Origin of the sequence: Gemmatimonas sp., from assembly GCF_036405635.1 — a bacterium.
Taxonomy (GTDB): domain Bacteria; phylum Gemmatimonadota; class Gemmatimonadetes; order Gemmatimonadales; family Gemmatimonadaceae; genus Gemmatimonas.
In genome coordinates this window covers 1-5,490 of record NZ_DASWXE010000067.1, presented here as the reverse complement: position 1 = coordinate 5,490, position 5,490 = coordinate 1, and the positions used below count along the sequence as shown (strand labels likewise).

Sequence of the window (5,490 nt, the reverse complement as noted above, 5' to 3'; positions counted from 1 at the left end):
CGAGGCATCACGACGGGCCAGCGTGGGGTTCGCGCCGGTGACAACTCGCAGGTTGTGCAGCCAGATGTCGGCGACCATGAGGTCGTCGGGACGACGCGCCTTCACCAACATCGGCGCGAGCTGCGACGTGTCGACGGCGGTGCCGGCCGCACCAACCGCGTCACCGATCGTGTTCACCTTGGCGACACGCTCGAACGTCGCCCGTGTCTTTTTCGCTGGCATCCCGGTCTCTCCGTGACTTGCGTTGGAGATCGCGCAGATGTGCGATGTTCGTCACATCACAAACGGACGCGGCTCCGCCATTGCCGCGGCTGGAAGCCGGACACATGTTGGCGAAGTGCGCGTCACGATTCGCGACCCTCTCGACATCGCGTGAAGACTCACAGGAACCGGACATCGCAGGCGACATGATGGTCGAAGGCCCCGCGCGTGTGGACGTGCCCGTTGCCACTCCTCTGGATCAGCTCGCCAGTGTGCACTATGCCGAGCTGCTCCGTATCGCACGCCGTGAACTGCGGCGTGCGGGAAACGTGGCTACGCTCGATACGCGCGCGGTATTGCATGAGACGTTCCTGCGGCTGGTCACGCAGCAGCGCACGTCCTGGTCCGACCGTCCGCTTTTCCTGGCGGCCGCGGCCGGCATGATGCGACGCGTACTCATCGACCACCTGCGCCGGCGCCGTACCGAAAAGCGCGGACGCGCGCAGACTCCGGTCACACTCGACGACGGCATCAACGGCCAATCGGAGCGGGATGCCGACCTGGTCGCGCTGGACGATGCGCTGGACGAACTGGCGCAGTTTGCGCCGCGCCTCGCGCAGGTCGTGGAGTGTCGCTATTTCGGCGGACTGACCGAACTCGAGACCGCTGAGGCCCTGGGCATCACCGAACGCACGGTACGCCGTGACTGGGTGAAAGCGCGCGGCTGGCTGCATGGGGCGCTGCGGGACCTGCCCATGAGCATCGCGTGATTGCGCCCGCTTCGGTGAGAGCGCTGTCCTTCGCGGCGGACGCGGCGCGTTGGCAGCGGCTCGAGAATCTGGTTGATATCGCGCTCGACGCGCCCGCGGCAGAACGTGAAGCCGTGGTGCACGCGCACTGCGCCGACGATCCGGCACTGGGTGAGGCGGCGCTGGCCTGGTTGCGGGAGTGCGGAGAAGACGCCGCGGGTGTGCTGGAGCATCCCCTCGAAAAATCCGCCGTGCAGGCGGCGTGGCGCGATGTGCTCGGCGAGCGCGTGACCACCGAACCGGAATCGGTCCCACACGGCCCGGGATCCAGTGTTGGTGCGTGGCAACTGGTGCGCGAGATCGGTCGCGGCGGCATGGGGGTCGTGTATCTCGCCGAGCGCTCCGAGAACGATGTGGTCATGCGGGCGGCGCTCAAGCTGATGCGTCATGCCGACGCCATGGACGCCGTCGGACTGCGGCGGTTCCGCGACGAACAGCGCATCCTCGCCACGCTGGCCCATCCCGCCATCGCGCGGCTTGTCGATGTGGGCATCGATGGCACGATCCCATGGCTGGCCATGGAATTCATCGACGGCACGCCCATCGACGTGTGGTGCAAAGACCGCGCATTGTCCATCGAGCAGCGTCTCGTGCTGTTTTGCGAAGTGGCCGACGCCGTGCAGCATGCCCATGCGCGCCTCGTGGTTCACCGCGATCTCAAGCCGGCCAATATCCTGGTGTCGGAAGCGGGACACCCCACGCTGCTCGATTTTGGCATTGCCAAGCTGCTCGACGCGGGCGGCATGCAGCCCGCCGACCATCTCACGCGGCCCGGCCTGCAACCAATGACGCCGGCATACGCCGCGCCTGAACAGAAGCGCGGCGCCGCGTCATCCACGGTGAGCGATGTGTACGCGCTTGGCGTGCTGTTGCACGAGCTGCTCACCGGGACGCTGCCGCAGGACGGTGTGCTCGCGTCGGCCTCAGCACGCACGCAACCCGACGGCGCGCGGCGCGCCCGTCGCTTGCGTGGTGATCTCGATACCATCATCGCCCGCGCCATCGACGACGAACCCTCGCGGCGCTATCCCACCGCCGAGGCATTGGCCGCCGACCTGCGCCGGCATCTGCGTGGCTTGCCCGTATTGGCCCGTCGAGACTCCGTGGCCTATCGCCTCCGCAAGTTCGCGGCGCGTCATCCGGTGCCTTTGGCCGCAGTGGCACTGTCCCTTATGCTGGCGGGCACGTTCACGGTGTTCACCGTCGTGCAGTCACGGCAACTGCGCGAACAGGCCACCATCTTGCGCGCCCAGACAGAGACGCTGCGTCTCGAGCGCGACAAGGCCGTGCAGGTGACGCAGTTTCTCAAGGACGTGCTCTCCAACGCCGACCCGTACAAGGCGGGATCGGGCGTGCCCACGCTGCACGATGTGCTCGATCGTGGCACCACCGATATGGAGCAGCGTCTGCACGACCGGCCGGAAATCCGCGCGCAGCTCTACAGCGCGATTGCCCCTGCATACTTTGGGCTTGGCGATTGGACGCGGGCCGGCGAACTCGCTGCGGAAGCGGTACGCCTGCGCAGGCCACTCGTCTCCGGCAACAGCACCATCACCAGCGCGCAGGAACCGCCGGCGCTCGAACTCGCGGCAGCGTTGATCTATCTGGCCAGCGTGCGACTCAATCAGGGACTGGCGGTCGAAGCCGAACAACACGCCCGCGAGTCACTGGACATCATGCGCGCCGAACGCACCACCACAACCAACGATTCGCTCTCGGCGCTGAGTGCCCTCGGCGCAGCGCTGCAAAAGCAGGGACGGCTTCGTGAGGCCGGTGATGTGCTCGCCTCGGTGCTGCAGATGGAGTACAACAAGCGACCGATCACTCCGGCCCGTCTCGCGCAGTTCGAGCGCAATCTTGCGCACGTGCGCCGCGACGATGGACGCATTGCCGACGCGACGGTGTTGTACGCACAGGCCCATGCACATCACCGTGAAGCCTTCGGAGTCGACCATCCGGAGACAGCCAACAGCGCCTTCAATCTGGGTTATGCGTACTTCCTGTCGCGCAGACTCGAGCAGGCACTCCCCCTGATGGAGAGTGGGCTCACCACCAAGCGACGGTTGCTCGGTGCCGGAAACCAGGACGTGCTCGGTGATCAACGCACCTACGCGCGCGTTCTGGACAGCGCCGGACGCCCCGCCGAAGCACGGCGCTGGCGTGAGGCCGCCGACTCGGTCGCGAGGCTGTTGGCGCAGCGCTGAGTAGATTCTGCCCGGCATGCCGACACCTCCCTCGTCGCCCTCATCACCGACATCGCGACTCACGCGCGCGTCCCTGGCCGCGGCGGTGCAGTCGCTGAGCACGCAGGATGCAACGCTCGCCGCGATCGTATCCCGTCACGGGACGCCACCACTCTGGGCACGGCCAGCAGGCTTCTCCACGCTGGGTCGCATCGTCCTCGAGCAGCAGGTCTCACTCGAAGCAGCAGCCACACTCTGGCGGCGTCTCGATGCGCAGATCCCCGGCGGCTTTCAGGCCGCGCCGGTTGCCGACATCGGTGTGGATGCACTGCGTGGACTTGGGCTCACACGACAGAAGGCCGCCTACCTGCATGGACTCGCGACCAACGTGGCGAGCGGCGCACTCGACCTGCCCTCGCTCGCCCGCTTGCCGGATGCCGATGTCATGACCCGTCTGACATCCTTGCACGGCATCGGCCCGTGGACCGCGTCGGTGTATCTGCTTTTTGCGCTGCGTCGCCCCGATGTCTGGCCGCCTGGTGATCTCGCGCTGCATCTCGCCATGCGGGATGCCCATGGCTGGGCCAAGCCCCCCGCCTCACCAGATGCCACCCAGCATGCCGAGCGGTGGGCCCCCTGGCGCGCCGCCGCGGCACGCATCCTGTGGCATGGCTACCTGCGGGAGCGCGGACGGGGCTGACGCCCGTTCAAACCATACCAGGGGATGGACTGTCTAGGGCATAGACCATCTACCCCCTGCCCATGACACCCTCCCGCCGCGAACTGCTCCCCGGCCTGCTCGACCTGCTCGTTCTCAAGACGCTGCGGGTGCAGTCCATGCATGGCTACGGCATCGCTCAGCATCTCCAGCGCCTGTCGCAGGATGTCATCCAGGTGGAGGAAGGCTCGCTCTACCCGGCACTGCAGCGTATGCGGCAGAAAGGCTGGATCTCGGCGGAATGGAAACGCACGCCCAACAACCAACGCGCGCGTTACTACGAGATCACCTCTCTGGGGCTGCGCCAACTTGGCGAGGAAGAGAAGGGCTTCACCGAGCTGATGACGGCCGTGCGTCGCATCCTGCGGGCGGTGTGACCATGCGCGAATGGCTGATGCGTTTTCTCGATCGCGGACGTCGGGCGCAACTCGATGCGGAACTGGCCGAGGAGCTGCAGTTCCATCGCGAGCAACTCGAACGCGATGCGGCGGCCACCGGATTGAGCGCCGAAGACGCCCGACATGCCGCGTCACGACAGCTCGGCAACGTCACCCGTGCCCGCGAGATCGCGCGAGAGCGTTGGTCCATTCCCATCCTGGACGCGGTGCTGCGCGATGTGCACTACGCCTGGCGAGGCTTGCGGCGCTCCCCCGGATTCACACTCACGGTGATCGTGACGCTCGGACTGGGCATCGGTGCCAACGTGACCATGTTCAGCGTGGTGGATCGCCTGTTGTACCGTCCACTCGCGTACCTGCGCGATCCCGACAGCGTGCATCGGGTGTACTGGCAGTGGCAGGGCGCCAGTGGTCCGCGCACCAGCACCAGCACCACGTATCGACGCTTTCTTGATTTCCAGGCGTCCACCACGTCGTTCGCCGCATTTGCCGGCTTCAGTGAGCGTGACCTGGCAGTAGGCGAAGGGGACCGGGTACGCGAACGTCGCATTGCCGCCGTGAGTGCGTCCTATTTTGGATTCTTCGACGCACAGCCCGCGCGCGGGCGCTTCTTCACCACCGAAGAAGACGTCACTCCACGTGGCGCCGATGTTGCCGTCCTGTCGTATGACTTCTGGCAGTCGGAGTACGGTGGCGGCGACGTACTTGGTCAGGCGCTGCAGATCGGTGACGTGCGCGCCCGTATCATCGGCGTGGCGCCGCCAGGGTATGCCGGCGTGAACGATGCCACACCACCGGTGGCGTGGATACCCATCACCACCTTTGCCGGCAGCTCAGGCACCGACGACTCACGTACTTACCACACGGCGTACGCGTGGAGTTGGCTGCAGGTACTCGTACGCCGCAAGGCTGACGTGTCCATCGAGATGGCCTCGACCGATGCCTCACGGGCACTGCAAGGCAGCTGGCGGTCCGAGCAGGCATCCAATTCGCAGACAGCTCCTGTCGATGCGGCACGTCCGCGTGCTGTGGTTGGCGCTGTGCGGCTTGGCGCAGGCCCCGAGCCGGCACTCGAATCACGCACTGCCGTATGGGTGAGCGTGGTGGCCGGTGTGGTGCTGCTCATCGCCTGCGCCAATGTGGCCAATCTCATGCTGGCGCGTGCCCTCCGGCGTCGGCGG

General features: G+C 66.4%; 6 protein-coding genes. 5 read left to right on the top strand and 1 reads right to left on the bottom strand.

Going from position 1 to position 5,490, the window contains the following annotated elements:
- A partial coding sequence (locus tag VGE27_RS04865) for a hypothetical protein (RefSeq protein ID WP_331048510.1) occupies nt 1–222 on the bottom strand: 222 nt, incomplete at its 3' end.
- A gap of 44 nt (nt 223–266) precedes the next feature.
- On the opposite strand from VGE27_RS04865, the gene VGE27_RS04860 reads away from it, so the two are divergent.
- The 5 genes from VGE27_RS04860 to VGE27_RS04840 all read left to right on the top strand — a co-directional run.
- Entirely contained in the window at nt 267–971 is a 705-nt protein-coding gene (locus VGE27_RS04860; protein ID WP_331048509.1) for an ECF-type sigma factor, read from the top strand.
- On the top strand, nt 968–3,214 hold the full coding sequence (locus VGE27_RS04855) for a serine/threonine-protein kinase (protein ID WP_331048508.1): 2,247 nt from the start codon (nt 968–970) through the stop codon (nt 3,212–3,214). Before VGE27_RS04860 ends, VGE27_RS04855 begins: the two co-directional genes overlap by 4 nt.
- 16 nt (nt 3,215–3,230) lie before the next feature.
- The gene (locus tag VGE27_RS04850) at nt 3,231–3,893 is read left to right on the top strand and encodes a hypothetical protein (protein ID WP_331048507.1); all 663 of its coding nucleotides are present in this window, start codon (nt 3,231–3,233) and stop codon (nt 3,891–3,893) included.
- Nucleotides 3,894–3,955: 62 nt separating this feature from the next.
- Nucleotides 3,956–4,288 carry a PadR family transcriptional regulator gene (locus VGE27_RS04845; RefSeq protein WP_331048506.1) on the top strand — a complete coding sequence of 111 codons (333 nt, stop codon included), beginning with the start codon at nt 3,956–3,958 and terminating at the stop codon, nt 4,286–4,288.
- Between the two features lie 2 nt (nt 4,289–4,290).
- The coding region (locus VGE27_RS04840; protein WP_331048505.1) for an ABC transporter permease at nt 4,291–5,490 on the top strand (1,200 nt) is incomplete at its 3' end.